At 64.5% G+C, this 26,860-nt stretch carries 23 protein-coding genes; 10 read left to right on the forward strand and 13 right to left on the reverse strand.

Annotation, left to right across the window (positions count from 1 at the left end; genetic code table 11):
- The first annotated feature begins 66 nt into the window (after positions 1-66).
- The 3 genes from gorA (at position 67) to ahpF (ending at position 3,881) form a co-directional block, all read left to right on the forward strand.
- Positions 67-1,422 carry a glutathione-disulfide reductase gene (gene gorA, locus NTD88_RS03935; protein WP_262156025.1) on the forward strand — a complete coding sequence of 452 codons (1,356 nt, stop codon included), beginning with the start codon at positions 67-69 and terminating at the stop codon, positions 1,420-1,422.
- Between the two features lie 215 nt (positions 1,423-1,637).
- Entirely contained in the window at positions 1,638-2,201 is a 564-nt protein-coding gene (ahpC, locus tag NTD88_RS03940) for an alkyl hydroperoxide reductase subunit C (RefSeq protein WP_095153783.1), read from the forward strand.
- Positions 2,202-2,318: 117 nt separating this feature from the next.
- Complete coding sequence (gene ahpF / locus NTD88_RS03945) at positions 2,319-3,881, forward strand: alkyl hydroperoxide reductase subunit F (RefSeq protein ID WP_262130483.1); 1,563 nt, start codon at positions 2,319-2,321, stop codon at positions 3,879-3,881.
- A gap of 73 nt (positions 3,882-3,954) precedes the next feature.
- On the opposite strand, the gene NTD88_RS03950 is transcribed toward ahpF, so the two are convergent.
- The 5 genes from NTD88_RS03950 to ribBA form a co-directional block, all read right to left on the reverse strand.
- The gene (locus tag NTD88_RS03950) at positions 3,955-5,103 is read right to left on the reverse strand and encodes an ABC transporter ATP-binding protein (RefSeq protein WP_095153781.1); all 1,149 of its coding nucleotides are present in this window, start codon (positions 5,101-5,103) and stop codon (positions 3,955-3,957) included.
- Positions 5,104-5,122: 19 nt separating this feature from the next.
- Positions 5,123-5,932, reverse strand: a complete 810-nt coding sequence (locus tag NTD88_RS03955) for an ABC transporter permease (protein WP_095153780.1) — start codon at positions 5,930-5,932, stop codon at positions 5,123-5,125.
- A 6-nt stretch (positions 5,933-5,938) separates the two neighbouring features.
- Complete coding sequence (locus NTD88_RS03960; protein WP_095153779.1) at positions 5,939-6,862, reverse strand: ABC transporter permease; 924 nt, start codon at positions 6,860-6,862, stop codon at positions 5,939-5,941.
- Complete coding sequence (locus NTD88_RS03965; protein WP_262130484.1) at positions 6,859-7,884, reverse strand: ABC transporter substrate-binding protein; 1,026 nt, start codon at positions 7,882-7,884, stop codon at positions 6,859-6,861. The genes NTD88_RS03960 and NTD88_RS03965 overlap by 4 nt, the downstream gene beginning before the upstream one ends.
- Positions 7,885-8,116: 232 nt before the next feature.
- Positions 8,117-9,238: a bifunctional 3,4-dihydroxy-2-butanone-4-phosphate synthase/GTP cyclohydrolase II gene (gene ribBA, locus NTD88_RS03970; RefSeq protein ID WP_262156024.1), complete on the reverse strand. Its 1,122-nt coding sequence runs from the start codon at positions 9,236-9,238 to the stop codon at positions 8,117-8,119.
- A 76-nt stretch (positions 9,239-9,314) separates the two neighbouring features.
- Here ribBA and NTD88_RS03975 point away from each other — a divergent pair, with 76 nt between their 5' ends.
- The gene (locus NTD88_RS03975; protein WP_262156023.1) at positions 9,315-9,608 is read left to right on the forward strand and encodes a DUF1330 domain-containing protein; all 294 of its coding nucleotides are present in this window, start codon (positions 9,315-9,317) and stop codon (positions 9,606-9,608) included.
- Between the two features lie 19 nt (positions 9,609-9,627).
- Here NTD88_RS03975 and NTD88_RS03980 read toward each other — a convergent pair whose 3' ends face one another.
- The gene (locus NTD88_RS03980) at positions 9,628-10,350 is read right to left on the reverse strand and encodes a pirin family protein (RefSeq protein WP_262156022.1); all 723 of its coding nucleotides are present in this window, start codon (positions 10,348-10,350) and stop codon (positions 9,628-9,630) included.
- A gap of 209 nt (positions 10,351-10,559) precedes the next feature.
- Between NTD88_RS03980 and NTD88_RS03985 the strand changes: the two genes are divergently transcribed.
- Positions 10,560-11,513 carry a GlxA family transcriptional regulator gene (locus tag NTD88_RS03985; RefSeq protein ID WP_262156021.1) on the forward strand — a complete coding sequence of 318 codons (954 nt, stop codon included), beginning with the start codon at positions 10,560-10,562 and terminating at the stop codon, positions 11,511-11,513.
- Positions 11,514-11,562: 49 nt separating this feature from the next.
- On the opposite strand, the gene NTD88_RS03990 is transcribed toward NTD88_RS03985, so the two are convergent.
- Entirely contained in the window at positions 11,563-12,471 is a 909-nt protein-coding gene (locus NTD88_RS03990) for a DUF2167 domain-containing protein (protein WP_095153773.1), read from the reverse strand.
- Positions 12,472-12,722: 251 nt separating this feature from the next.
- Between NTD88_RS03990 and NTD88_RS03995 the strand changes: the two genes are divergently transcribed.
- Positions 12,723-14,123: an ATP-binding protein gene (locus NTD88_RS03995; RefSeq protein WP_262156020.1), complete on the forward strand. Its 1,401-nt coding sequence runs from the start codon at positions 12,723-12,725 to the stop codon at positions 14,121-14,123.
- Here NTD88_RS03995 and NTD88_RS04000 read toward each other — a convergent pair.
- On the reverse strand, positions 14,111-16,912 hold the full coding sequence (locus NTD88_RS04000) for an ATP-binding protein (protein WP_262156019.1): 2,802 nt from the start codon (positions 16,910-16,912) through the stop codon (positions 14,111-14,113). The two genes, NTD88_RS03995 and NTD88_RS04000, sit on opposite strands and share 13 nt — an antisense overlap.
- Positions 16,913-17,414: 502 nt before the next feature.
- Here NTD88_RS04000 and NTD88_RS04005 point away from each other — a divergent pair.
- The gene (locus NTD88_RS04005; RefSeq protein WP_262156036.1) at positions 17,415-19,253 is read left to right on the forward strand and encodes an amidohydrolase; all 1,839 of its coding nucleotides are present in this window, start codon (positions 17,415-17,417) and stop codon (positions 19,251-19,253) included.
- Between the two features lie 65 nt (positions 19,254-19,318).
- Positions 19,319-19,942 (forward strand): isochorismate family cysteine hydrolase YcaC, encoded by a 624-nt coding sequence (ycaC, locus tag NTD88_RS04010; protein ID WP_262156018.1) that lies wholly within the window; start codon positions 19,319-19,321, stop codon positions 19,940-19,942.
- A gap of 72 nt (positions 19,943-20,014) precedes the next feature.
- Here ycaC and NTD88_RS04015 read toward each other — a convergent pair whose 3' ends face one another.
- Genes NTD88_RS04015 through NTD88_RS04030 form a run of 4 tightly spaced genes read right to left on the reverse strand, consistent with a single transcriptional unit; the run spans position 20,015 to position 22,832 of the window.
- The gene (locus NTD88_RS04015; protein WP_095153769.1) at positions 20,015-20,743 is read right to left on the reverse strand and encodes an amino acid ABC transporter ATP-binding protein; all 729 of its coding nucleotides are present in this window, start codon (positions 20,741-20,743) and stop codon (positions 20,015-20,017) included.
- Positions 20,730-21,380: an amino acid ABC transporter permease gene (locus tag NTD88_RS04020; RefSeq protein ID WP_177454391.1), complete on the reverse strand. Its 651-nt coding sequence runs from the start codon at positions 21,378-21,380 to the stop codon at positions 20,730-20,732. The genes NTD88_RS04015 and NTD88_RS04020 overlap by 14 nt, the downstream gene beginning before the upstream one ends.
- Positions 21,377-22,042, reverse strand: coding sequence for an amino acid ABC transporter permease (locus NTD88_RS04025; protein WP_262156017.1), 666 nt, complete (start codon positions 22,040-22,042; stop codon positions 21,377-21,379). Before NTD88_RS04025 ends, NTD88_RS04020 begins: the two co-directional genes overlap by 4 nt.
- A gap of 10 nt (positions 22,043-22,052) precedes the next feature.
- Positions 22,053-22,832 (reverse strand): transporter substrate-binding domain-containing protein, encoded by a 780-nt coding sequence (locus tag NTD88_RS04030; RefSeq protein ID WP_262156016.1) that lies wholly within the window; start codon positions 22,830-22,832, stop codon positions 22,053-22,055.
- A 277-nt stretch (positions 22,833-23,109) separates the two neighbouring features.
- Between NTD88_RS04030 and NTD88_RS04035 the strand changes: the two genes are divergently transcribed.
- Both NTD88_RS04035 and NTD88_RS04040 read left to right on the forward strand, forming a co-directional pair.
- The gene (locus NTD88_RS04035; protein ID WP_262156015.1) at positions 23,110-23,814 is read left to right on the forward strand and encodes a FadR/GntR family transcriptional regulator; all 705 of its coding nucleotides are present in this window, start codon (positions 23,110-23,112) and stop codon (positions 23,812-23,814) included.
- A gap of 172 nt (positions 23,815-23,986) precedes the next feature.
- A complete protein-coding gene (locus NTD88_RS04040) occupies positions 23,987-25,630 on the forward strand; it encodes an acetolactate synthase large subunit (RefSeq protein ID WP_095153765.1) in 1,644 nt (547 codons plus the stop codon).
- A 316-nt stretch (positions 25,631-25,946) separates the two neighbouring features.
- Here the strand turns inward: NTD88_RS04040 and NTD88_RS04045 are convergent, their stop codons facing one another.
- Positions 25,947-26,717: an IclR family transcriptional regulator C-terminal domain-containing protein gene (locus NTD88_RS04045; RefSeq protein ID WP_262156014.1), complete on the reverse strand. Its 771-nt coding sequence runs from the start codon at positions 26,715-26,717 to the stop codon at positions 25,947-25,949.
- Positions 26,718-26,860 lie beyond the last annotated feature (143 nt).

Here is a 26,860-nt window from a genome sequence, read left to right on the forward strand (position 1 = left end):
TTCGGGTGGCTTTTTTGTTTATGGCCATCGCCGGCGTTATGCTGGCGAACTGCCGAGGAGACTGATATGGCCTACGATTTTGATCTGTTTGTGATTGGCGCCGGTTCCGGCGGTGTACGGGCCTCGCGTTTTGCCGCGGGCTACGGGGCGAAAGTGGCGGTTGCCGAAAGCCGCTACCTGGGCGGTACCTGCGTCAACGTCGGCTGCGTGCCGAAAAAGCTGATGGTGTACGGCGCGCATTTCGCCGACGACTTCGAGCAGGCCTCGGGGTTCGGCTGGTCGCTGGAAGATGCACAGTTCGACTGGTCGCAACTGATCGCCAACAAGAATCGCGAAATTGCGCGGCTCAATGGCATCTACCGCAACCTGCTGGTCAACAGTGGCGTGACCTTGCTCGAAGGTCATGCGCGGATCACCGGGCCGCATGAAGTGGAAGTCGAAGGCAAGCGCTACAGCGCCGGCCACATCCTCATCGCCACCGGCGGCTGGCCGCAGGTGCCGGACATCCCCGGCCGCGAACTGGCGATCAGTTCCAACGAAGCCTTCTTCCTCAAAGACCTGCCCAAGCGCGTGCTGGTGGTGGGCGGTGGCTATATCGCCGTCGAGTTCGCCGGCATTTTCCAGGGCCTGGGCGCCGACACCACCTTGCTCTACCGCGGCGACCTGTTCCTGCGCGGTTTCGACGGCTCGGTGCGCACCCACCTCAAGGAAGAACTGGAGAAGCGCGGCCTCGACCTGCAGTTCAACGCCGACATCCAGCGCATCGACCAGCAGCCGGATGGCAGCCTCAAGGCGACCCTCAAGGATGGCCGCGAGCTGATTACCGACTGCGTGTTCTACGCCACCGGGCGCCGGCCGATGCTGGACAACCTCGGCCTGGAAAACACCGAGGTGCAACTGGACGAGCGCGGCTTCGTGCGGGTCAACGATGAATTCCAGACCGACGAGCCGTCGATCCTGGCCATTGGTGACGTGATCGGCCGCGTGCAGTTGACCCCGGTCGCGCTGGCCGAAGGCATGGCGGTGGCGCGGCGGCTGTTCAAACCGGAGGAATACCGCCCGGTGGACTACCGCAACATCCCGACCGCCGTGTTCAGCCAGCCGCCGATCGGCACCGTCGGCCTGACCGAGGAGCAGGCACTGGAAGCCGGACACCAGGTGAAGATCTTCGAAAGCCGTTTCCGGCCGATGAAGCTGACCCTGACCGACGTGCAGGAAAAGACCTTGATGAAGCTGGTGGTCGATGCCGAAACTGACCGCGTGCTGGGTTGCCATATGGTCGGGCCGGAGGCCGGCGAGATCGTCCAGGGCCTGGGCATCGCCCTCAAGGCCGGGGCGACCAAGCAACAGTTTGACGACACCATTGGTGTGCACCCGACGGCGGCGGAAGAGTTTGTGACGATGCGGACCGTGACGCGCTGAGTGAGGCGTTTTTGCGAGCAAGCTCGGTCCTACAGAGGTGCAACACCGACCTGTAGGAGCGAGCTTGCTCGCGATGAACCAATCCCTTCTATTAATACCCACCTGTTATAGCCAAAACCAATCACCAGCATGACTTTTGCCAATGAGCATTAACCGGGTCTATTGGCTAGGATCTCTCCATCAAGTTTTTACAAACCCTGAAGGAGAAACATCCGATGCCTATCATCAACAGCCAGGTTAAACCGTTCAACGCAACTGCTTACCACAACGGCAACTTCGTTCAGGTCTCCGAAGCGGATCTGAAAGGCAAATGGTCCGTTGTGTTCTTCTACCCAGCCGACTTCACTTTCGTCTGCCCGACCGAGCTGGGTGACCTGGCCGACAACTACGCCGAGTTCCAGAAACTGGGCGTCGAGATCTACGGCGTGTCCACCGACACCCACTTCACCCACAAAGCCTGGCACGACACCTCCGACACCATCAGCAAGATCCAGTACCCGCTGATCGGTGACCCGACCCACGTCATCTCGCGCAACTTCGACGTGCTGATCGAAGAAGCCGGTCTGGCTGACCGTGGCACCTTCGTCATCAACCCAGAAGGCCAGATCAAGATCGTCGAACTGAACGACGGTGGTGTGGGCCGTGACGCCAGCGAGCTGCTGCGCAAGGTCAAGGCTGCCCAATACGTCGCCGCTCACCCTGGCGAAGTCTGCCCGGCCAAGTGGAAAGAAGGCGAAGCCACCCTGGCGCCATCGCTGGACCTGGTCGGCAAGATCTAAGACCGTGAAAAAGCCGAGGGCGGTCCTCCGCACCTAGTCGCTGTACCGCCCCGCAAAACGCCCGGGCGCTTTCGCCCGGGCGTTGTTATTTCTACCGTTTGAAAAGGAATCGCCCGTATGTTGGACGCCACGCTTAAAACTCAGTTGAAAGCCTACCTGGAACGGGTCACTCAGCCGATCGAGATCGTCGCCTCCCTCGATGACGGCGCGAAGTCCCGCGAACTCCACGACCTGCTGAGCGAAGTCGCCAGCCTGTCGAACCTCATTACCCTGCGCGAGGACGGCACCGACGCCCGTCGCCCGTCGTTCTCGCTCAATCGCCCTGGCGGTGAGATCAGCCTGCGTTTCGCCGGCATCCCCATGGGCCACGAATTCACCTCGTTGGTGCTGGCGCTGCTGCAAGTCGGCGGCCATCCCTCCAAGGCCAGCGCCGAGCTGATCGAGCAGATCGCCGGGCTGGAAGGCGAATTCAATTTCGAAACCTACTTCTCGTTGTCCTGCCAGAACTGCCCGGATGTGGTCCAGGCGCTGAACCTGATGGCGGTGCTCAACCCCAACGTGCGCCACGTGGCGATCGACGGCGCGCTGTTCCAGGCGGAAGTCGAGTTGCGCCAGGTGATGGCGGTGCCGAGCGTTTATCTCAACGGCGAAGTCTTCGGTCAGGGCCGCATGGGCCTTGAAGAGATCGTCGCCAAGCTCGACACCGGCTCCGATGCGCGCCAGGCCGAGAAGCTCAATGCCAAGGATGCCTTCGACGTGCTGGTGATCGGCGGTGGTCCGGCCGGTGCCGCGGCGGCTATCTATGCCGCGCGCAAAGGCATCCGTACCGGCGTCGCCGCCGAGCGTTTCGGCGGCCAGGTGCTGGACACCATGGCGATCGAGAACTTCATCTCGGTGCAGGAAACCGAAGGGCCGAAACTGGCCACGGCGCTGGAAGAACACGTCAAGCAGTACGACGTCGACATCATGAACCTGCAGCGCGCCGATGCTCTGGTGCCGGCCACCGATGGCGGCCTGCATGAAGTGCGCATGGCCAGCGGCGCGACGTTGAAAGCCAAGACCGTGATCCTCGCCACCGGCGCTCGCTGGCGCGAAATGAACGTGCCGGGCGAGAAGGAATACCGCAGCCGTGGCGTGGCTTACTGCCCGCACTGCGACGGCCCGCTGTTCAAAGGCAAGCGTGTGGCGGTGATCGGCGGTGGTAACTCCGGTGTGGAAGCGGCCATCGACCTGGCGGGTATCGTCGCCCAGGTAACGTTGATCGAGTTCGACAGCCAGTTGCGTGCCGACGCCGTGTTGCAACGCAAGCTGCACAGCCTGCCGAACGTCAAGGTCATCACCAGCGCCCTGACCACCGAAGTGCTCGGTGACGGGCAGAAGGTCAACGGCCTGCGCTACAAGGACCGCACCACCGACGCCGTGCATGACCTGGCGCTGGAAGGGATCTTCGTGCAGATCGGTTTGCTGCCGAACACCGACTGGCTCAAAGGCACGCTGGAGCTGACCCCGCGCGGCGAGATCATCGTCGATGCCCGTGGCCAGACCAACCTGCCGGGCGTGTTCGCCGCGGGTGACGTGACCACCGTGCCGTACAAGCAGATCGTGATTGCAGTGGGTGAGGGGGCCAAGGCGTCGCTGGCGGCGTTCGATCACCTGATCCGGACTTCGGCGCCAGCCTGAGGTCTCTGGGCCTGCTTTAACCAATAAAAATCCCGGCCATGCGCCGGGATTTTTGTGTTCAGCGATCAGGGCATCAATGCGCCCCCGCCGCCTTGTTCAAATCACTCTCCTGCCACTCGGTGTACACACAGGCATCCGCCACCGCCCAGCGCACTTTCACTTCATCCCCCGGTTTCATCGACATGCCTGCCGCCGACAGCGCTTTCACGGTCATGGCAGTGCCGCCTGTAGTCACCACGCTGCAGGTCTGGCTTTCGCCGAGGAACAGCACTTCGCCAACCTTTGCCGTGACTTCGTTCCAACCTGCCGGCAGCGCCTCGGTTGCGGCCTGTTCGCGGCTCAGGGCCAGGGCTTTTTCCGGGCGGACCATCAGTAGCACGTCCTGGCCTACCGCCAGGCCCGGGGTCAGGCGCATCGCCACCGGCTGGCCTTCGAAACTGGCCGCGCCGTTGCCCTGAGCCTTCACCCGGAGGAAGTTGGAGTTGCCCAGGAACGAGGCGACGAACGCATTCGGCGGGTTCTGGTAGAGGTCGTAGCCGGTGCCGAGGCCGACGATCTTGCCGTGGCTGAAGATGGCGATGCGCTGGGACAGGCGCATGGCTTCTTCCTGGTCGTGGGTCACGTAGACGATGGTGATGCCGAGCCGACGGTGCAGTTGACGCAGTTCGTCCTGCAAGTCTTCACGCAGTTTTTTGTCCAGCGCGCCGAGAGGTTCGTCCATCAGCAGGATGCGTGGTTCGTAGACCAGCGCCCGGGCAATCGCCACACGCTGCTGCTGACCGCCGGACAGTTGCGCCGGGCGGCGGTGGGCGAATTTGTCCAGTTGCACCAGCTTGAGCATGGCGTCCACTTGCTTGTCACGCTCGGCGGCGCTGCGCTTGCGGATCGCCAGGGGGAAGGCGATGTTGTCGCGCACCGACAAGTGCGGGAACAGCGAGTAACGCTGGAACACCATGCCGATATCGCGTTTGTGAGGCGGCACGTTGACCAGCGACTGGCCGTTGACCAGGATCTCGCCGCTGCTCGGCGTCTCGAAACCTGCCAGCATCGACAGCGTGGTGCTCTTGCCCGAGCCGCTGGAGCCGAGGAAGGTGAGGAATTCGCCGTCCTGGATGTCGAGGCTGATGTTGTCCACCGCGGCGAAGTCGCCGTAGTGCTTGTTCAGGTTGCGCAGGCTGACGAGGGTCTTGGCCTGGGCGGCATCGTTGATGACTGCACTCATTGTTGTTTTCTCCGGGCGCTCAGGCGCTGACTTCGTTGCGCCGGCGCAGGGCGGCGGCGATCACCATGACCAATACCGACAGGCCGATCAGCAGCGTCGAGGCGACGGCAATCACGGGTGTCAGGTCCTGACGCAGGGTGGTCCACATTTTCACGGGAAGGGTCTGCAGGTTCGGGCTGGCCATCATCACGCTGAGCACCACCTCGTCCCACGAGACCAGGAAGGCGAACAGGCCGCCGGCGATCATTCCCGGGCGAATCCCCGGGAAGGTCACCTTGACGATCGCTTGCAGGCGCGAGGCGCCGCAGATCACCGCGGCGTCCTCGATCGACTGATCGAACAGCTTCAGCGAGTTGATGATGGAAATGATGGTGAAGGGCAGGGCGACGATGACGTGGCTGACCACAAAGGAAAACAGCGTGCCGGTGTAGCCCAGTTTCAGGAACAGCGCGTACACCGCCACGGCGATGATCACCAGCGGCACGATCATCGGCAGGGTGAACAGGCCGTAGAGCATTTCGCGGCCGGGGAAGCGGCCGCGCACCAGAGCGAACGCGGTGGGCAGGCCCAGGGCCACGGCGACCACCGTGGTCAGCAGCGCGACCTTGAGGCTGGCGAAGGCAGCGTCCATCCATTCAGCGTTGGAAAAGAACTGGCCGTACCACTTCAGCGTCCAGCCCGGCGGCGGGAACACCAGCCACTGCGAGGAGCCGAACGACAGCAGGACAATGAACACGATCGGCAGCAGCAGGAACAGCGCGATCAGCCCGGTGGTGGTGTAGAGCCCGAAACGCAGGCGCCGGCTCATGGCATTGGGGGTCAGGAGCATGGTCGCTTACCTCGCGTTGCTGTTGCCGACCGGGGATTCCGGTTGCAGCTTCAGGTAGAAATAGAACAGCACCAGGGTGATCGCGATCAGCAACGCCGCGGCGGCACTGGCCAGGCCCCAGTTGAGGAACGACTGCACCTGCTGAACGATGAATTCCGGCAGCATCATGTTCTGCGCGCCGCCGAGCAGGGCCGGGGTCACGTAGTAACCGAGGGACATCACGAACACCATCAAGGCGCCGGAAAACAGCCCGGAACGGCACAGCGGCAGGAACACCTTGAAGAAGTTGGTCCACGGGCTCGCGCCGCAGATCGAGCCGGCCTGCAGGACCATCGGGTCGATGGCCTGCATGGTCGCCTGCAGCGGCAGGACGATGAACGGAATCATGATGTAGCTCATGCCGATCACCACGCCGGTGAGGTTATGCACCATTTCCAGCGGGGCATCGATGATGCCCATTGCCATCAACGCCTTGTTGATCACCCCTGATGCCTGCAGCAGCACCAGCCAGGAATAGGTGCGGGCGAGCAGGCTGGTCCACATCGACAGCAGCACGATGTTCAGCAGCCAGCGGCCCCAGCCACGCGGCACCAGAGTGATCGCCCAGGCCAGCGGGAAGCCCAGCAACACGCTGATCAGGGTGACCAGGCCGGCCACCGAAAAGGTGTTGAACAGCACCCGGGCGTAGGCCGAGTTGGCGAACAGTTGCTCGTAGTTGCCCAGCCCCGGCACCGGTTCCAGCACGCCGCGCAGCAGCAGGCCGATCAGTGGCGCGAAGAAGAACAACCCGAGAAACAGCAAGGCCGGCAGCAGGTTGCGGCTGCCGCGCCAGCGTTGGCGCAGCGACGGCGTGGGGTTCATGGCCGCTCCCTTGGCGCCGCCGCCACCGGCAGCGGACGCGGTTTGCAAGGCGTTGATGGCGACTTTCATTTGACCAGCCACTCATTCCAGCGGGTCGCGATGGCTGGACCGTTCTTCGCCCAGTAGGCGAAATCCAGGGTGACCTGATCTTGAGCGTAGGCGGTGGGCAGGTTCGGTGCGAGTTCAGGCTTGAGCAGGCTGACGCTGTCCAGATTCACCGGGGCGTAGGCGGTCTGGTTGGCGAACTCGGCCTGGCCCTTGGCGCTGGCGGCATTGGCGATGAACTTCATGGCCGCGTCCTTGTTCTTGGCGCCTTTGGGCACCACGAGGAAGTCCGCCATGACCAGGTTCTGCTTCCAGCTCACGCCCACTGGCGCGCCGTCCTGTTGCAGGGCGTAGACGCGGCCGTTCCAGAACTGGCCGAGAGTGGCTTCGCCGGAGGCCAGCAGTTGCTGCGACTGCGCGCCGCCGCCCCACCAGACGATGTCTTTCTTGATGGTGTCGAGTTTCTTGAAGGCGCGGTCCAGGTCCAGCGGATAGAGCTTGTCGGCGGGGACGCCGTCCGCCAGCAGGGCCAGTTCCAGGACGCCGGGGCTTGGCCATTTGTACAGGGCGCGTTTGCCGGGGTAGGTCTTGGTGTCGAACAGCGCGCTCCAGTCCACCGGCTTGTTGCCGCCCAGCTTGCCCTCGTTGTAGCCGAGGACGAAGGAGAAGAAGAACGAGCCTACGCCGTGGTCGGAAACGAAGCGCGGGTCGATGCGATCACGCTGGATGGTGTTGAAATCGAGGGGTTCGAGCAGGCCTTCGCTGGCGGCGCGCAGGGCGAAGTCGGCTTCGACGTCGACCACGTCCCACTGCACATTGCCGCTTTCGACCATGGCTTTGAGTTTGCCGTAGTCGGTGGGGCCGTCCTGCACGACCTTGATGTTGCTGCTCTTGCTGAAGGGCTCGGCCCAGGCGGCTTTTTGCGCGTCCTGGGTGGTGCCGCCCCAACTGACGAAGTTCAGGCTGTCGGCGGCCTGGGTGGCCTGACAGGCCAGGGTCAGCAGGCTGATGGACAGCACTGCGGTTACACGTTTGCTAAACAGCATGGTTACGCCCTCGTTGCTTTTGTTATTCGAGGCGGGCTTTCTGTCGCCCGCCAATCAGTTCGGGGAGCAGCTTTTACAAAGTGTGAGTGGCCGTTTGTGATTGTAGGTGCCGGCCTGCAGGTTTTAAGGTCTACGGGATATCATATTATGGTATTCCAAACTTTTGGCAAGAGGTGTGGGGTTACCGGCTATCACTCCGGGGCGCCGAACCGCAGCGATTAGGCCCCGAAGGTCAGCCCACCAACCCCGGCTCGAACGGAATGCTCTGCACCACCTCCAGGTCATACCCCGTCAGCCCGGCATATTTCAGCGGCGGCCCCAGGTGACGCAGTTTGCCGATCCCCAGGTCCTGCAGAATCTGTGCCCCGGTGCCCACTTCCGAATAGGTCTTCGACTGCCCGCGCTGATACGGCCGAGGCGGCTGGGTCAGGTGCGGCACGCGTTCCAGCAGGGCCTGGGACGATTCATGGTTGGCCAGCACCACGACCACGCCGGTGCCTTCGGCGGCGACTTTCTGCAAGGCCGCCCACAGCGTCCAGTTGGCCGGCCCGGCATATTCGGCGCCGACCAGATCGCGCAACGGGTCGATCACGTGCACCCGCACCAGCGTCGGCTGGTCGCGGCGGATGTCACCCATGACCATCGCCATGTGCACGCCGCCTTCGATACGGTCCTCATAGGTCACCAGGCGGAAGGTGCCGTGCACCGTCGGCAGCTCGCGTTCGCCGATGCGCTTGACGGTCTGTTCGGTGCTCAGGCGGTAGTGGATCAGATCGGCGATGGTGCCGATCCTGATGCCGTGGCGGGCGGCGAAGATTTCCAGGTCGGGGCGGCGGGCCATGGTGCCGTCGTCGTTGAGCACTTCGACGATCACCGAGGCCGGGGAGTAGCCGGCCAGCCGCGCCAGGTCGCAGCCGGCTTCGGTATGGCCGGCGCGGGTCAGCACGCCGCCTTCGCGGGCGCGCAGGGGGAAGATGTGGCCCGGCTGGACGAGGTCGTCCGCCGTGGCATTCGGCGCCACGGCGGCGGCGACGGTACAGGCGCGGTCGGCGGCGGAAATGCCGGTGGTGACGCCGCGCGCCGCTTCGATCGACACGGTAAAGGCGGTGCTGAAGGCACTGCCATTGGCCGGCACCATCTGCTCCAGGCCCAGGCGCTGGCAGTGTTCGTCACTCAAGGTCAGGCAGATCAGGCCACGCGCCTCGCGGGCCATGAAGCTGATGGCGGCGGCGTCGCACCGCTCGGCGGCGATCAGCAGGTCGCCTTCGTTTTCACGGTCTTCGTCGTCCACCAGCAGGACCATCTTGCCCTGGCGGTAGTCGTCGAGAATCTCTTCGATGCTGTTGAAAGCCATGCTGCGCGCTCACTGTGGTTCGGTGGAAATTATGGTATACCATAATACGAATTTCCCCCGTTGAGGAGCCTGAGCGATGAAGGCCTATTGGATTGCCCACGTCGATGTGACCGACCCGCAGCAGTATCAGCAATACACCCAGCGCGCCCCGGCGGCCTTCGCCGCGTTTGGTGGCAAGCTGCTGGCCCGTGGTGGGCGCAGTGAGGCGATGGAAGGGCGGGCCACGCCGCAGCGCAGCGTGGTGATTGAATTCGAATCCTACGATAAGGCGGTGGCGTGCTACCGCTCGGCGCAGTATCAGGAAGCCTGCGGCTTTCGCCAGGGAGTGGCGAAAGCCGAGGTGATTATCGTGGAAGGCTACGAGCCCTGATTTCAGGGCTCGCTGCGGTTCAGGCCATGCCCGGCAGTTCGTGAGGGCGCAGGTCGAACACCAGCACCTCGGCATCCACGCCGTGGCTCAGCTCGATCAGTTGCTCCTGGCGCAAGCGCACGCCGTCGCCTTCCAGCAGGGCCACGCCGTTGAGCTCGACACTGCCGCGGGCCACGTGGACGTAGGCGTTGCGACCGGCGGGCAGCTTCAGGCTGGCGCTTTCGTCGCCGTCGAACAGGCCGGCGTAAACCCGGGCGTCCTGGCGGATTTCCAGCGAACCGTCCTTGCCGTCCGGCGAGATGATCAGTTTCAGCCGGCCGCGTTTGTCGTCAGCGCTGAAGTGCGCTTGCTGATAACGCGGTTCAGCCCCGCCGACCGCTGGCACGATCCAGATTTGCAGGAAGTGCACCGACTCGTCGTGCGAATGGTTGAACTCGCTGTGGGTCACGCCGCGGCCGGCGCTCATCAGTTGCACATCGCCAGGGCGGATCACGGAACCTGTGCCCATGCTGTCTTTGTGTTCCAGCGCGCCTTCCAGCACGTAGGAGAAAATCTCCATGTCGCGGTGCGGGTGCTGGCCGAAGCCTTTGCCGGCGCTGACGCGGTCATCGTTGATCACCAGCAGGTCGGAGAAGCCTTGCTCGTCCGGGTTGCGGTATTGAGCGAACGAGAAGGTGTGGAACGATTTCAGCCAGCCATGGTTGGCCAGGCCACGATCAGACGCTTTGCGCAGGGTAAGCATGGTGGTTCTCCTTTTGAGGGGGCGGCTGCTGGAGCAACCGTCGATTCGATGGGAGAAGATTAATGGTTACTGAGCGGCGCAATAAGTAGCTGGAAATGGAATTACTGTCCCGTTGAAGTGGACAATGCGTCAGGACATTCCGATCACGGAGTAGGGGCGGTAATAATGTGCCGCGCGTTATTTACCTGGACTTGCGGTGACCCGACTCGATGAAAAATGTGGCCATGGTGCTGTTTCCCGACTTCCTCCTGCTCGACATGGCAGGCCCGATGGAAGTGTTTTCCATCGCCAACCGCTATCTGAAGGCCGAGGACCATTACCGGCTGACCACCCTCGGCGCGGTGCCGGGGGCGATACGCGCGTCCAATGGCGTCAGCCTGTTGCCGGACCGGGTCATCGACCCCGACGATGCCGGCTGGGACTTGCTGCTGGTGCCTGGCGGTCCCGGCGCCTACAACGAAATCTGCCCGCCGCTGAGCCTGTGGCTGCAAGGCGTCGCCGGGCGCTCGCGGTGCTACGGCTCGATCTGCACCGGCTCGTTCATCCTCGGCCATGCCGGGCTGCTGGATGGCTACCGGGTCACCACCCATTGGCACTACACCGAACGCCTGATCCGCGCCTTTCCCACTGCGCAGGTAGAAACGGACCAGATCTACGTGCGTGACCGCCAGTTGATCACCTCCGGCGGCGTCACCGCCGGCATCGACCTGGCGCTGGCGGTGGTGGCCGAGGATCACGGCAAGAAAGTCGCCCAGGACGTGGCCAAGGTGCTGCTGGTGGTCATGAAACGCCAGGGCGGCCAGGCGCGTTTCAGCCCGCTGGCCGGCGCCGTGGCGAAAGAAGAAACACCCATCACCCGCGTGCAGAATCACGTGCTGGAGCACCTGGAAGAGCCGTTCGGCATCCCGCGCATGGCGGCGCTGGCGGCCATGAGCCCGCGGCATTTCTCCCGGGTGTTTCTGCGCGAAGTGAACATGACGCCCATGGTCTTCCTGCAGAACGCCCGCATCGACCGCGCGCGCGAGATGCTGGAAAGCAGCGACCTGCCCTTGAAGACCGTCGCCTACCGCAGCGGATTCGGCAGCGTCCGCTATATGCGGCAGGTCTTCAGCGAGCGATTGGGCGTGACCCCGGCGGAGTATCGCGAGCAACTCTCTCCTTAGGCACGTTCGTTGTAGGTGACCCGCCCATCAAGGCTGAGCCAGACCAGAATCAGGATTGCTTGCGCTTGAACAGCTTGCCGAGGACGCCGGCGATGGCCACCAGGCCGAGGATGATGAACTTCTTGAACGCCAACAAGGCAACACCGATCTTGGCGAACAGACCCGCCTTGGCGGCGATGCCACCGGCGACCAGGGCGGCCAGGCCGTAGGGCGCCAGCTTGTCGGTCTTGGCGTCGTAGTCGGCGTAGCGGTTGCCGTCGGTGAAGTTGGTGAAGGCGAGGATCTTCGGCGTTTCCTGCTTGATTGTCTGCAGGTCAGCCATCGCTGCCACGGCGTTGAGTTCCAGCACGCCTTCGCGGCCCAGCACGCGGATGCTGTAGTTCAGCGTGGTCTGCTCGGCGTCGTCGGCCTTCAACTCTCGCGCCCAGTACATCTTGTGGGTAGCCTGGTCGTAGCTCGGCGGCTCGGCCCAGCCCAGCAGTGTCAGGCCGGCATAGCCTTCCTTGCGACGCTCCTTGTTGTCTTCCTCGTCATCGGCCTTCATCTGCTTGAGCAGGTCGGCGTAGTCGATCTTGGCGGCGTCATCATCGGAAATGTGGCCGTCGTTCTTGTAGCTGATGATCACGCCCCAGCCGTTTGCCGCCAGTGGGCTGACGGCGGTCGGGATGATCATGCCGAGGGTCTTGAAGCCCCGTGGGTTGCCCCAGGCTTCGGTCAGCAGGCGCTCGGTGTCGTCTGGCGACAGGTAGTAGAACTCGTTGTTGAGTTGCAGGCTGGCGATGCCGCTGGGCAGGGTGATGTTGCCGTGCTGTGGCTTGAGCGTGGCCAGCCACTGTTCGGCGGTCTGCTGCGGTTGTTCGCTGGCGGTTGGCGCAGACGCGGGAGTGCTGGCGGCGATGGCGGGCAAAGTGGTTGCGCAGAGCAACACTGCCGCCAATAGCTGGCGCAGGTGTTTCATCGTAATCCCTTACAATTTGAATTAATTTGGTCGCGCAGGATAGCTTAAAGGACTGGTAGATCGCCATGGTCTAGTGCTAGCTGCCTGCTGCTGCGGCTGCTCCACTTGGCTCTGCATGAAGAGCCTGATTCACCGTTGTTGTCCGTCCCCGACACTCATTTGGCCGCCTGGCGCCCCTTCGCACGGTTGTCCTGAAAGCTTGCCCTGCCACTATTCCCTATCAGGTCTTTCAGCGGCAGGAGGTGGATGGTTTGGGCGCACTCGCCAGGGTTTCCAACAACGATGAGGTGCTGCGCTTCGGTCGTTATACCGTGCACTCGGGACAGCGCTTGATGCTCGCCGACGAGCGTCGGCTACCCATCGGTGGCCGGGCTCTGGACATTCTCCTGGTGCTGCTGGAACAGGCCGGTTCGCTGGTAGACAAGCCGACGCTGCTGGCGCGGGTCTGGCCGGACACGGTGGTCGAGGACATCAATCTGCGGGTGCACATCGCCGCGCTGCGTCGGGTGTTGGGCGATGACCAGCGTTTCATCGCCAACGTGCCCGGCCAGGGCTACGCGTTCGTCGCGCCGGTACAGCGCGAAGGCGCTGCCGCATCCGCATCTGCGACGACCCACAACCTGCCAACCCGCCTGAGCCGGATCATCGGCCGCGATGAGGAGTTGGCAGCACTCGGCCTGTTGCTGTCGCAACGCCGGCTGGTGACGCTCAGTGGCCCGGTCGGCGTGGGCAAGAGCGCCCTGGCCCTGAGCGCCGCCGAAACGCAGACGCCGCGTTGGCGCGACGGTGCCTGGCTGATCGACTTCGCCGAGGCGCAATGCCCACGCGAGGCGGTCACCGGCCTGCTGCGTGATCAGGGCCTGGCGCCTTGTGACGAGTGTCCGCTGGCGGGTTTACCGGGCTACCTATTGAATCGGCAACTGCTGCTGGTGCTGGATCACTGCGAGGCGATGCCGCAGGGCAGTCGCCGGCTGGCCGAAGCGCTGCTGGCGCTGGCGCCGGGGGTGACGATTCTGGCGGTCAGTCGCGAGCCGTTGCGCATTCGCGGTGAAACCCTGTTACCCGTGGCACCGCTGGCGGTCCCGCCCAGCAGCGACGCGCACAGCGTGGAGCAGTTCATGAGCTATGCCGCGGTGCGCCTGTTCGTCAGGTGCGCCCAGGCCCGGCAGGCGGATTTCGTCCTGCGCCCGCAGGACCTCAAGGCGGTCTGGGAAATCTGCCGGCAGCTCGACGGGTTGCCGCTGGCGTTGGAGCTGGCGGCGGCGCAGATCGATGTGTTCGCCCTGGTCGGCTTGCGTGCGCAGTTGAGTGAAGGTCTGCAGGTGCTCAATCGGGGACGGCGCACCGCCCAGGCCCGGCATCAATCGCTGAAGGCGGCGCTGGACTGGAGTTTCCAGCGCCTGCCGGCGATCGAGCAGCAGGTCTTGCGCAGCCTCGCGCAACTGAGCCGGCCATTCAGCCTGGAACAGGCGGTCGCCCATGTCGCCGCCGCCGGCATCGGCCCGCTGCCCGCCGTGCGGGCGGTGGAGCGACTGGCCGCCAAATCGCTGCTGGCGGTGCATTACGCGCCGCTGCGTTACCGGGTGCTGAACAGCACCGGTTGGTACCTGCGCCAGAGCGTCGAGGACGGCGCGCTGCTTCAGCCGGCCTGAGTGCTTTCGTAGCGGCTGCGTGGTTGTTCACGGGCGGGCAGTTGCTCCAACAACTGGCGCGCCCGCAGCACCTGCGGCGTGGCGAACCCTTCGCTAAAACGGGCAAGCACCGGCGCCAGTAACTGCCGGGCGGGCAGCGGTCGGCCGTCTTCCAGCCAGAGCTGCGCCAGGGCGCTGGCGCTGCGCAGTTCCCAGGCCAGCGCCTGTTGTTTGCGGGCGATGCCGAGGGCCTTGAGCAACAGGACTTCGGCTTCCTGACGAGCATTCGCGCCCGCCACCATAAGCTGCTCGGCCCGTGAGCAGAGCAGGGCGGGGCCGGCCCAGCCGGCGTCGCCGTTGTGTGCTCTTTCCAGCAGCGCGGTATCGACCCGCCCTGGCACCTGCGTCGCCAGCAGGTCGCCGATCAAGCCGGTGGCCGGCTTGCCGGGTTCGCCATCGAGTGCCCGGGCGTAGTGTTCGGCCCAGTCCTGGAATACACCCACGGAATGGCGGATGGACTGCTCGCGAAGCAGCGCCACGCGCTCCCGGGCCTGTTCCGCGTCGCCGTTGTACCAGGGAATGACGCAGCCGCTGAGGGCGAGGGTGTAGCACAGCGTGGTGCCATGGTTGATCTGGCGCGCCAGGTCCAGCGCCTGCTCGGCGGTGCACGTGGCCTGTTCCGCCAGCCCCTGCAGCCAGAGAATGCGCGCCAGCAGGGTGAGGGCGGCGACGCTCTGGTCATATTGCACACCGAAACCTTGGGTGAAGCGGTTGAGGCGGCCGCTGTGGGCCATGCGTTGCAGCGCGTCGGCGGCCTCGGCGCGGGCGCCGGCCTGATCGCCGCTGAAGTGCAGGCCAAGCCCGCGCAGGCGCTGGGCGCTGAGGGCCAGTTGCGGGTCGTGGCTGAGGCCGCGCTGGTCGAAGTCGCGGCTCAGGTGCAGCGCTTGCTGGTATTCGCCCCGGCTCAGGTTGACCGCCATATGCCCGGAGATCGCCCGCAACTGGCCGGGCATGTCGCCGTGGCGCTCGGCGAGTTCGCGGGCGCTACCGAAGGCGTCGAGGGTTTCCTGGTTGCCGCCATGGTCGTGGTAGCTGAAGGTGCCCATCGCCAGCTTGAGGTTGATGTGCAGGTGTGCGGCGGGATGGGCGTCGGCGTCCAGGTGCAACAGCGCCTTGCGGATATGCCGGCCATGCTCCGAAAGCAGCGACAGTTCCTGCCACAACGGTGCCGACGCGGCGGTCAGCCGGGCGCCGAGCAGGCCCGCGTCGCTGCTGGCGAAACCCCATTCCAGCGCCGCGCGCAGATCGTCGAGGGCCCGCGAATAGCGCTCCAGCCACTGCTCGGCGCTGGTCTGCGGCCACTCGCGTTCGGCCTGCTGCATGATCACCAGATAGCGCTCGGCATGGCGCTTGAGCGCCGCCGGCAACTCGCCGGCCTGTTGCAACCTGGCCATGGCGTAGCTGCGGGTGGTGTCGAGCAGGCGGTAGAACACCTCTTCATCACCGACATCGACATTGAGCAGCGACTTGGTCACCAACTGGCTCAGCGCATCCAGCACCTGCTCGCGGCCGAGGCGTTCGTCGGTGACCAGGGCCAGCGCCGAGGCCAGGGTGAAGCCGCCGCGAAACACGCTGAGCCGGCGCAGGCAGGTGCGCTCGCTGTCGTTGAGCAACTGAAAGCTCCAGTCCAGCGTGGCGCCGAGCAGGTGCTGCGGGGCCGCGTCAATCTGCGGCTGGGCCAGGTGTTTGCGCAGATCGCCGAGCAGACCGTCGAGGTCGAGGGTCGCCAGTTGCGCCGCGGCCAGTTCCAGGGCCAGCGGAATGCCGTCGAGCTGACGGCAGATAGCGAGCACCGTGGTCAGGTTGGTGGTGTCGAGTTCGAAGCTGTCCTGGCTGGCGATGGCCCGTTCGACGAACAGTTGCACGGAGCTGTAGCGCAGCGCTTCGGCGGGGTCGAGCAGGGCGTCGGCCGGCGGGCATTCCAGCGCGTCGAGGCGCTGCAGCCATTCACCTTCGGCACGCAGGCTCTCGCGGCTGGTCACCAGGATCTGCAAGCGCGGGGCGCAGCGCAGCAGGTGTTCGCAAAGGCTGGCGACCGAGTCCACCAGATGCTCGGCGTTGTCGATCACCAGCAGCACCTGACGTTCGCTCAGGTAATTGCACAGGGCGTCCAGCGGCGCCTGGTCGGGCAGGGCCAGACCGAATACGCCGGCGAGGTTGCTGACGATCATCGACGGGCTGCTCAGCGGGCTCAGGTCGAGCAGGCGAACGCCGTCGCGGTAGTGCCCGAGCAGTTGCTCGGCGACCCGCAGCGCCACGGTGGTCTTGCCGATGCCACCGGGGCCGGCGAGGGTCAGCAGGCGTTGCTGCGACAGTTGATCGAGCAGTTGATTGACCAGCACCTGGCGGCCGATTGGCCGAGTGCGCCGCAGTGGCAGGTTGTGCGCGGCGTTGACCCGGTCGGGCGACAGCGGCGGCGGGGTCTTTAGCGTCAGCGGCGCGACGAAGCTGTAGCCGCGCTGGGCCACGGTGACGATGTAGCGCTGCCCGCCCTGGCCGTCGCCGAGGGCCTTGCGCAAGGCGGCGATGTGCACGCGCAGGCTGATGTCCTCGACTACCGTGTCGGGCCAGACCAGCGCCATCAGTTGCTGTTTGCCCAGCACTTCGCCGGGCCGCGCCAGCAGCGCGAGGAGGATGTCCATGGCGCGCCGGCCGAGGCGCAACGGCCGTTCGTTCTCGACGATCAGGCGCTGGCCGGGAAACACCCGGTAAGGGCCGAACTGAATGGCCTGTTCGCTGTTGTTGCTCACATCGTGCTCCTGACGCTGTTCCGACTACCGGCAGCGGCCCTGAAAGGGCTCTGCCGCGTGGCTTTGGCGCATGTTGGGCAGGTTCGGGCAGCAACGCAATGGCGGCGTCGCCGGTGCGCTTCGGTACGCGGTCTACGCTTGTACAGCTGTGCACGGTGCAGGCCCTGTTTGCGGGCGCCTGCCCGCAGTCGAGGGAAAAACACTACGCCGCGCAGGGGAATAATTAACAACGATTAACTCGTCCATGATCGCCTCACGCCCAAGAATCAACGGGATCAAGTGCCAGGGGAGTCCGACATGACTGAATCATCCACAGTGCGGCCCGGTGAACGCCACGCCGTCGCGACCGACGGTGACGAGGAGCGCGGCCATGACTGACCGCGATGACCACACCGACCCGGCCCGCCGACGCCTGCTGGCCGCCGGCTCTCTCCTGACTGCGGCGGCGACGCTGCTGCCGCGGTTGTCCTTCGCCTCACTCACTTCTGACCAAGGACCTGCAATGAATGCCGACCTGATTCTGTTCAACGGCCAGTTCCACACCGTGGACCGGGAAAATCCGCAAGCCACCGCAGTCGCGATCAAGGATGGGCGTTTCATCGCCGTGGGCAGCGATGCCCAGGCCATGGCCGCGCGCAGCACCGGCACCCAGGTCATCGACCTCAAGGGCCGCTGCGTGATCCCCGGCCTCAACGACTCGCACCTGCACCTGATCCGTGGCGGCCTCAACTACAACCTCGAACTGCGCTGGGAAGGCGTGCCGTCGCTGGCCGACGCCCTGCGCATGCTCAAGGACCAGGCCGATCGCACACCGACCCCGCAATGGGTGCGGGTGGTCGGTGGCTGGAACGAATTCCAGTTCGCCGAAAAACGCATGCCGACCCTGGAAGAGCTGAACCAGGCCGCGCCCGACACCCCGGTGTTCGTCCTTCACCTGTATGACCGCGCCTTGCTCAACCGCGCCGCGTTGCGGGTCGCCGGCTACACCCGCGACACGCCCAACCCGCCGGGCGGCGAGATTGTCCGCGACAGCAAGGGCGAGCCCACCGGCATGCTGGTGGCGCGGCCCAACGCGATGATTCTCTACTCGACCCTGTCCAAGGGGCCGAAGCTGCCGTTGGAATATCAGGTCAACTCGACCCGCCAGTTCATGCGTGAACTCAACCGCCTCGGCCTGACCAGCGCCATCGATGCCGGCGGCGGTTTCCAGAATTACCCTGACGACTACGAGGTGATCGAGCAACTGGCCAAACAAGACCAGTTGACGGTGCGCATCGCCTACAACCTGTTCACTCAGAAGCCCAAGGACGAACTGGCCGATTTCAAGAACTGGACCAGCAGCGTCAAGCTGCACCAGGGCGACGACATGCTGCGCCACAATGGCGCCGGCGAGATGCTGGTGTTCTCCGCTGCCGACTTCGAGGACTTCCTCGAACCGCGCCCGGACCTGGCGCCGAGCATGGAGCAGGACCTTGAGCCGGTGGTGCGCCACCTGGTTGAGCAGCGCTGGCCGTTCCGCCTGCACGCGACTTATGACGAATCCATCAGCCGCATGCTCGATGTGTTCGAGAAGGTCAACCGCGACATTCCGTTCAACGGCTTGCCGTGGTTCTTCGACCACGCCGAAACCATCACCCCGCACAATATCGAGCGGGTGCGGGCGCTGGGCGGCGGCATCGCGATCCAGGACCGCATGGCCTTCCAGGGCGAATACTTCGTCGAGCGCTACGGCGCCAAGGCCGCCGAGGCGACCCCGCCGATCAAGCGCATGCTCGCCGAAGGCGTGCCGGTCGGCGCCGGCACCGACGCCACCCGGGTTTCCAGCTACAACCCGTGGACCTCGCTGTACTGGATGGTCAGCGGTCGCACCGTCGGCGGCCTGGCGTTGCATGAGGAAGGGCTGTCGCGCCTCACCGCGCTGGAGCTGTTCACCCACGGCAGCGCCTGGTTCTCCTCGGAGCAGGGCAAGAAGGGCCAGATCAAGGTCGGCCAGTTGGCGGACGTCGCAGTGCTCAGCGCCGACTACTTCAGCGTCGATGAAGAAGCCATCAAGTGGATCGAGTCGGTGCTGACCGTGGTCGGCGGCAAGGTGGTGTTCGGCGCCGACGACTTCCGCAACCACGGCCCGCTGGACATTCCGGTGCTGCCGGACTGGTCGCCGGTGGTCAAGGTGCCGGGTCACTGGCGTCCGGCCTCGCCGTTGCAGGCGCAGGTGCACCAGTGCAGCGGCCCGTGCGGCGTGCATGCCCACGGCCATGAGCGGGCGCGCCTGTCAAACGTGCCGGTCAGCGACTTTCAGGGCTTCTGGGGTGCGTTCGGCTGCTCCTGCTTCGCCTTCTGACTTCACCTCGGCGCGGGCTTCAAGCCCGCGCCATCCCGCGTCATTCAACCCCTGGGAGTCATGTAATGAGCGCCAACTACAAACGCCTGAACAAAGACGATGCCGTGGTATTGCTGGTGGATCACCAGACAGGTTTGATTTCCCTGGTGCAGGACTTCTCGCCCAACGAGTTCAAGAACAACGTCCTGGCCCTGGGCGACCTGGCGAAGTTCTTCGGCTTGCCGACCATCCTCACCACCAGCTTCGAACAGGGCCCCAACGGCCCGCTGGTACCCGAGCTGAAAGCGCTGTTCCCGGACGCGCCGTACATTGCCCGCCCTGGTCAGATCAACGCGTGGGACAACGAAGACTTCGTCCAGGCAATCAAGGCTACCGGGCGCAAGCAACTGATCATTGCCGGCGTGGTGACTGATGTCTGCGTGGCGTTCCCGACCCTGTCGGCGCTGGCCGAGGGCTTCGACGTGTTCGTGGTGACCGACGCTTCCGGCACCTTCAACGAAACCGTGCAGCAAGCGGCCTGGGCGCGCATGACCGCGGCCGGCGCGCAGATGATGAACTGGTTCTCGGTGGCCTGTGAGCTGCACCGCGACTGGCGCAACGACATCGAAGGCCTGGGTAACTTGCTGGCCCAGCGCATCCCCAACTACCGCAACCTGATGAACAGCTACGCGGCGCTGACCGCCAAGTAAGCGCATTCGGCGGTTCTTCCAGCGGGCTTGTCGCGGATGCGGCAAGCCCGTTGTCGTTCACGGGGTATCAGGTCAGGCAACGCTGCCAATGAAGTTCGCCAGCTCCGGCGTTTGCGGCGCGTCGAACAGCACCTTCGGATCACCCATTTCATGCACCTTGCCCTGGTGCATGAACACCAGTTTGTCGCCGACCTCGCGGGCGAAGCGCATTTCGTGGGTGACCATCACCAGGGTCATGCCTTCGCGGGCCAGTTCACGCACCACGCTGAGCACTTCGCTGACCAGTTCCGGATCAAGCGCCGAGGTGATTTCGTCACACAGCAGCACCTTCGGCGACATCGCCAGCGCCCGGGCGATCGCCACCCGTTGCTGCTGGCCGCCGGACAACTGGTCGGGGTAGGCGTCGAAGCGATTGCCCAGGCCGACCCGGTCCAGCATCTGTTGCGCCAGCGTGCGGGCGTCGGCGTTGGAGGTCTTCTTCACCAGTTGCGGCGCGAGCATCACGTTCTCGCCGACGCTCAGGTGCGGGAACAGGTTGAACTGCTGGAAGATCATCCCGACTTTCTGCCGCAGCGAACGCAGGTCGGCGCGCGCGGCGTCGAGGTATTCGCCGTCCACTTCGATCACCCCGTCGTTGATCGATTCGAGGCCATTCAAAGTGCGCAGCAATGTGCTCTTGCCCGAGCCGCTGCGGCCGATGATCGCCACCACCTCGCCTTGTTCGATGCTCAGGTCGACGCCCTTGAGCACGTGGTTGTTCCCGTAGTACTTGTGCAACGCAGACACTCTAACCAGCGGCATGCAGCCTCCTCTCCAGGTAACGGGCACCCAGCGACAGTGGAAAACACAGAATGAAGTAGCCCAGGGACACCAGGCCGTAGATCAGGAAGGGTTCGAAGGTGGCGTTGGCCAACATGCCGCCGGTCTTGGTCAGCTCGGTGAAGCCGATGATCGAGGTCACCGCGGTGCCCTTGACCACCTGCACCGAGAAGCCCACGGTCGGCGCCACGCCAATGCGCAGCGCTTGCGGCAGGATCACATAGCGCAGTTGCTCGTAACGGCTCAGCGCCAGGCTCGAACTGGCTTCCCACTGGCCACGGGGAATCGACTCCACGCAGCCGCGCCAGATCTCGGCGAGAAAGGCGCTGGTGAACAAGGTCAGCGCCACCGCCGCGGCCACCCAGGCCGAGACATCGATGCCGAACAGGGCGATGCCGAAAAACACCATGAACAGTTGCATCAGCAGCGGCGTGCCCTGGAACAGCTCGATATAGCCGCGGCTCAGCACCCGCAGCGTGGTGTTCTGCGAAATCCGGCCGACCAGCATCAGCAACCCGACCGCGCCGCCACAGACAAAGGCCACCAGCGACAACAGCAGGGTCCACTGCAAACCGGTGAGCAGGTTGCGCACGATGTCCCACAGAGTGAAATCCATCAGCCTCTCCTCACGATCAGGCGGCGGCCCAGCAGGTTGAGCAACTGCCGCACGCCGATGGCCATCAGCAGGTAGATCAGGGTGGTCAGCAGGTAGGTTTCGAAGGCGCGGAAGTTGCGCGACTGAATGAAGTTGGCGGCGAACGACAACTCCTCGGTGGCGATCTGCGAACACACCGCCGAGCCGAGCATGACGATCACGACCTGGCTCGACAGCGCAGGCCAGACCTTGGCCAAGGACGGGCGCAGGATCACGTAGCGGAACGTCTCGAAGCGACTCATGGCCAGCGCCGCCGCCGCTTCCAGTTGCCCGCGCGGGATCGCCTGGATGCCGGCGCGGATGATCTCGGTGGAGTAGGCGCCGAGGTTGATCACCATCGCCAGCACCGCGGCCTGCCATTCGCTCATGCGCACGCCGAGGGCCGGCAGGCCGAAGAAGATGAAGAACAACTGGACGATGAACGGGGTGTTGCGGATCAGTTCCACATACACCGCGAACAGCCAGTTGAACGGTCGCAGGTTCCAGGCGCGGACCGCCGCGCCGACGATGCCCAGGGCAACGCCGAACACGGTGCCAATCAGCGTCAGCTCCAGGGTGAACGCCGCGCCCTTGAGCAGCAGGTCACCCTGGGCCAGTACCGCGGCGAAATCGAATTGATAGGCCATGCGCAGGGGCTCACTGGAAATCGGCGGGCAGCGGCTGTTTCAGCCATTTCTCGGCGTTGCGGTTGAGGCTGCCGTCGGCGACGGCTTCGGCGAGGATGCCGTTGACCTTCTCCAGCAGCGCCGGCTGTTCCTTGGCCATGCCGACGTAGACCGGGGAGTCCTTGAGCTTGACCTTGAGCACCGGGACTTTCTTCGGGTTCTTCTCGGCGATGGCCGCCATCACCACGCTGCCGCTGGCGATCAGGTCGACCTGGCCGGAGAGGTAGGCGGCGATGGTCGAGTTGTTGTCCTCGAAACGCTTGATGGTGGTGCCTTGCGGGGCCACGGCGCTCAGTTCCATGTCCTCGATGGCGCCGCGGGTGACGCTGATGGTCTTGCCGGCCAGTGCCTCGACGTTGTCGACGCTGCTGTCTTGCGGGCCGAACACGGCGAGGTAGAAGGGCGCGTAGGGTTTGGAGAAGTCCACGACCTTCTCGCGCTCGGGGTTCTTGCCGAGGCTGGAGATCACCAGGTCGACCTTGCCGGTGGTGAGGAAGGGGATGCGGTTGGTGCTGTTGACCGGGGTCAGGGCCAGCTTCACGCCGAGCTTGTCGGCCAGCAGTTGCGCGGTGTCGATGTCCAGGCCGCGCGGCTTGAGGTCGGGGCCGACCGAGCCGAACGGCGGGAAGTCCTGGGGCACGGCGACTTTCAGGACGCCGCGCTGGGCGATGTCGCCCAGCACATCGGCCTGGGCGCCGACGGCGCTGCCGCACAGGAGGGTGGCCAGCAGAAGGGTGCGCAGTTTACTCATGGTCAGTACCTCAGGGCGGATCAATGGGCTGAATCGTTTCGAGCCCATTGCAGCCGGCGTGCCATGCGCGGAAAAATCTTGAAAAATTACCTGGAAGCCCGGTTCTGCGCGGTATTACTGGTCTGAACAGTTGGCCCACCGGCGACCGCCACGCAAACGCATTTTGCCCCGAGAAAAGGCAATGTTTACGGGCTTGCGCCAGGATGGGGCCAAACTTGCGTGGTACAGGGAAAAGGACGTAAAACAGCGCATTCTTCGTTCTGACCGGTCTGAACACATGCTCGACATTCCTACCCGCAGTGCCGTTCCCGAGCAGGCCTTGCAGGCCATCCAGCGACTGATCCGCGAGGGCGACTACCAGCCCGGCGATGCCTTGCCCTCGCAGCGCGACCTGGCCGAACAACTGGGGGTGAGCCGCGCGTCATTGCGTGAAGCCTTGTCGTCGCTGAGCGCTTTGGGCGTGGTCAGCGTGCAGCCGGGCAAGGGCGTGTTCGTGCAGGGCGCCAAGAGCGAACAGGCGCCGGAATCGTCGTGGTTTTCCTGGCCGTTCGCCCAGCAGATCGGCGCGGCGGACACGTTCCAGCTGCGCTATGTGCTCGAAGGCTTCGCAGCAGGGCAGGCGGCCAACGCCCTGACCGCCGACGACCTGGACGAACTGGCGGTGAATGTCGAAGCCATGCGCGAGCAATTGCGTGCCGGCCACTTCGAGGCGGCGGCGAAGCTGGACTTCGCCTTCCACCGGCGCCTGCTCGAAGCCAGCGGCAACCGGGCAATGCTGCACATCGTCACCGCCAGCGAAGCAATCTTCGCCGAGAGCCAGAAGCTGCCGTTCATCCGCCCGGAGCGGGCGATGGAGACCTGGCAGGAACACCGCAAGATCCTTCGCGCACTGAGTCGCCATTCAGCGAGCGCGGCACAGAAGGCGATGCAGGAACATATCCGCAATGCGGCGGCGCGGACCGGGATTGTGTTTGGCGGCTGATCTGTGCGATTACCGGCGAGTGTGTTGCACGACATGTCTGAAAAGGTGCGACAATCGCGCCCGCTTTCGTGCGTGACTCCATCGAGCGTTGCCGGCGTCAAGGCTACGTTCGTCGTGCATTCGCATGCTGAGCGATTGATCCCGTGCAATCCCACTTGAGGTAGCAAGCAAGATGGCCAAGGCCGCCGATGTCGTTGTGCAATGCCTGGAAAACGAAGGTGTCGAGTATGTGTTCGGCATTCCCGGTGAGGAAAACCTCGACCTGCTGGAATCCCTGCGCAAGTCGAAGATCAAGCTGGTTCTGACCCGCCACGAGCAGTCCGCGGGCTTCATGGCCGCGACCTATGGCCGCCTGACCGGCAAGACCGGCGTCAGCCTGGCGACCCTCGGCCCTGGTGCGACCAACCTGGTGACCGCCGGCGCCTACGCCTACCTGGGCGGCATGCCGATGCTGATGATTACCGGCCAGAAGCCGATCAAGAAATCCAAGCAGGGCCGTTTCCAGATCATCGACGTGTGCGGAATGATGGACCCCATCACCAAGTACACCCACCAGCTCGCTTCCGCCGACAACATTCCTTCGCGCATGCGTGAAGCCTTCCGTCTGGCCGAGGAAGAGAAACCGGGCGCGGTGCACCTGGAACTGCCGGAAGACATCGCCGCCGAGCAGACCGACGCCATGCCGATCCCGCCGAGCCTGCACCGTCGCCCGCTGGCCGAGCACGTCGCCATCGACGCCGCGATCGACAAGCTGCGCACCGCCCGCAGCCCGATCCTGGTGATCGGCGCCGGCGCCAACCGCAAGATGACCGCCAAGGTCCTCAAGCAACTGATCGACCAGACCGGCATCCCGTTCGTCACCACCCAACTGGGTAAAGGCGTGGTCGACGAGCGCGATCCGCGCTTCCTCGGCAACGCCGCGCTGTCCTCCGGTGACTTCGTGCACCGCGCGGTGGAAGCGGCCGACCTGATCATCAACATCGGCCACGACGTGATCGAGAAGCCGCCGTTCTTCATGGTCCGTGGCGGCACCGAAGTCATCCACATCAACTTCCGCTCCGCCGAAGTCGATGCCGTGTACTTCCCGCAGATCGAAGTGATCGGCGACATCGCCAACGCCGTCTGGCAGATCGCCGAAGGCCTGGGCGACACCTCGCACTGGGACTTCACCCGCCTGCTGGCGATCCGCGAAGCCAACGAACTGCAGATCGCCGAAGGCAAGGACGACGACCGCTTCCCGGTCTACCCGCAGCGCCTGGTCGCCGACATCCGTCGCGCCCTGCCGTCCGAAGGCATCGTTGCCCTGGACAACGGCATCTACAAAATCTGGTTCGCCCGCAACTACAAGGCGCACAAGCCCAACACCGTGCTGCTGGACAACGCCCTGGCGACCATGGGCGCCGGCCTGCCGTCGGCCATGGCTTCGCACCTGGTGTACCCGGACCGTCCGGTGATCGCCGTGTGTGGCGATGGCGGCTTCATGATGAACAGCCAGGAGCTGGAAACCGCGGTACGCCTGGGCATGCACGTCACCGTGGTGATCCTGCGTGACGACGGCTACGGCATGATCCGCTGGAAGCAGGCCAACATGGGCTTCACCGATTTCGGCCTCGACTACGGCAACCCGGACTTCGTCAAATACGCCGAAGCCTACGGTGCCAACGGCCACCGTGTGGAAAGCGCCGAAGGCCTGCTGCCGCTGCTGGAGCACTGCATCAAGACCCCGGGCGTGCACGTGATCGACTGCCCGGTCGACTACAGCGAGAACGATCGCATCCTCAACATCGAACTGCGTGAGCGCGCCCTGGCGGTCTAAGGGTTCGTCGTTGTTTTGCTGTTGATGAAGAACCGCCGCGTTCCGGGTTTTCCGGAACGCGGCGGTTTTTTTATGGGCTGGAGAAACGGGCTAAGCGCTTGATGAAGCTCGCACCCCGGCCCAAGCGTCGTCGCTGGCAAGCCAGGTTCTGCGGCTGCCACCAACCCTGTGGAAGCTGGCTTGCCAGCGATAGCGTCCTCAAGAACACCCGAATCTCGCGTTCCATAGGCCCAGGTTCGGGTGAGATCAGCCGGCTTTTTGAGCTGTCTTGCGGGCCTTCGCGAGCAAGCTCGCTCCTACAATCAGCGGGTTTGCTTCACTCCAGCACCGGCCGCAACAACGCCTGCGCCTCATACAACGGTGTCAAAAACCGTTTCCTCATGTCTTCGACGCTGATCCGCGACGCATGGCTGGTGATCGCCAGCGTCGAGCGCAGCACGCCGTGCCGGTCCTGCAGCGGCACACCAAGCACGCGCATGCCCACTTCGAATTCCTGATCCACCTCGGCGTAGCCGTGGCGCGCAATAACCCGCAATTCCTCGCGCAATGCCTGCTCGTCAACGCAGGTGTAGGGCGTCAACGCGCGTAATGGGGTGCGGGCGAAATAGGCATCCAGCGCCTCGGCGCCCAACGCCGCCAGCCACAGCCGGCCGCTGGCGGTGCAGTACATCGGCACCCGCGAGCCGGGGCGGATCGACAGCGAGGCGACGTGGCTGTAGCGGCTGCGGACGATATGCACCATCTCGTCGCCGTCGCGGGTGCCCACCGAGACGTGCTCCTGGGTGGTCCGCGCTACCTGTTCCACCACCGGGCGCAGCATGCGCGGCAGTTGCGCCGAATCGACGTAGGCCTGGCCGATGCGCAGCGCCTTGGGGGTCAGCCAGTAATGGCGGCCATCGGTCTCGATGAACGCTTCGTGCACCAGCGTCAGCAAAAAGCGCCGCGCGGCGCTCTGGGTCATGCCCGACAGCGCGGCGGCCTGGGGCACGGTGAGTTTCGGCTGATCGACGCTGAACAGTTGCATCAGCGCCAGACCCTTTTGCAGGCCGGCGATCAGGTCGCGTGGGTGGATGGTGGGGTGGGCCATGGCGATTCCGGGGAATATCGACGAAGAGTGCGATTATCGCAGTCATGCTGCGAATAACAACCAGAAAGCCGATCGCCGCGATTGGCCCGTCTGGCGCCAGGACGCACCCTTGGCGCACAACAAAACGGACCCTTCTGGAGGTC

It is taken from the genome of Pseudomonas sp. 20P_3.2_Bac5 (assembly GCF_025466035.1).
Taxonomy (GTDB): Bacteria; Pseudomonadota; Gammaproteobacteria; order Pseudomonadales; family Pseudomonadaceae; genus Aquipseudomonas.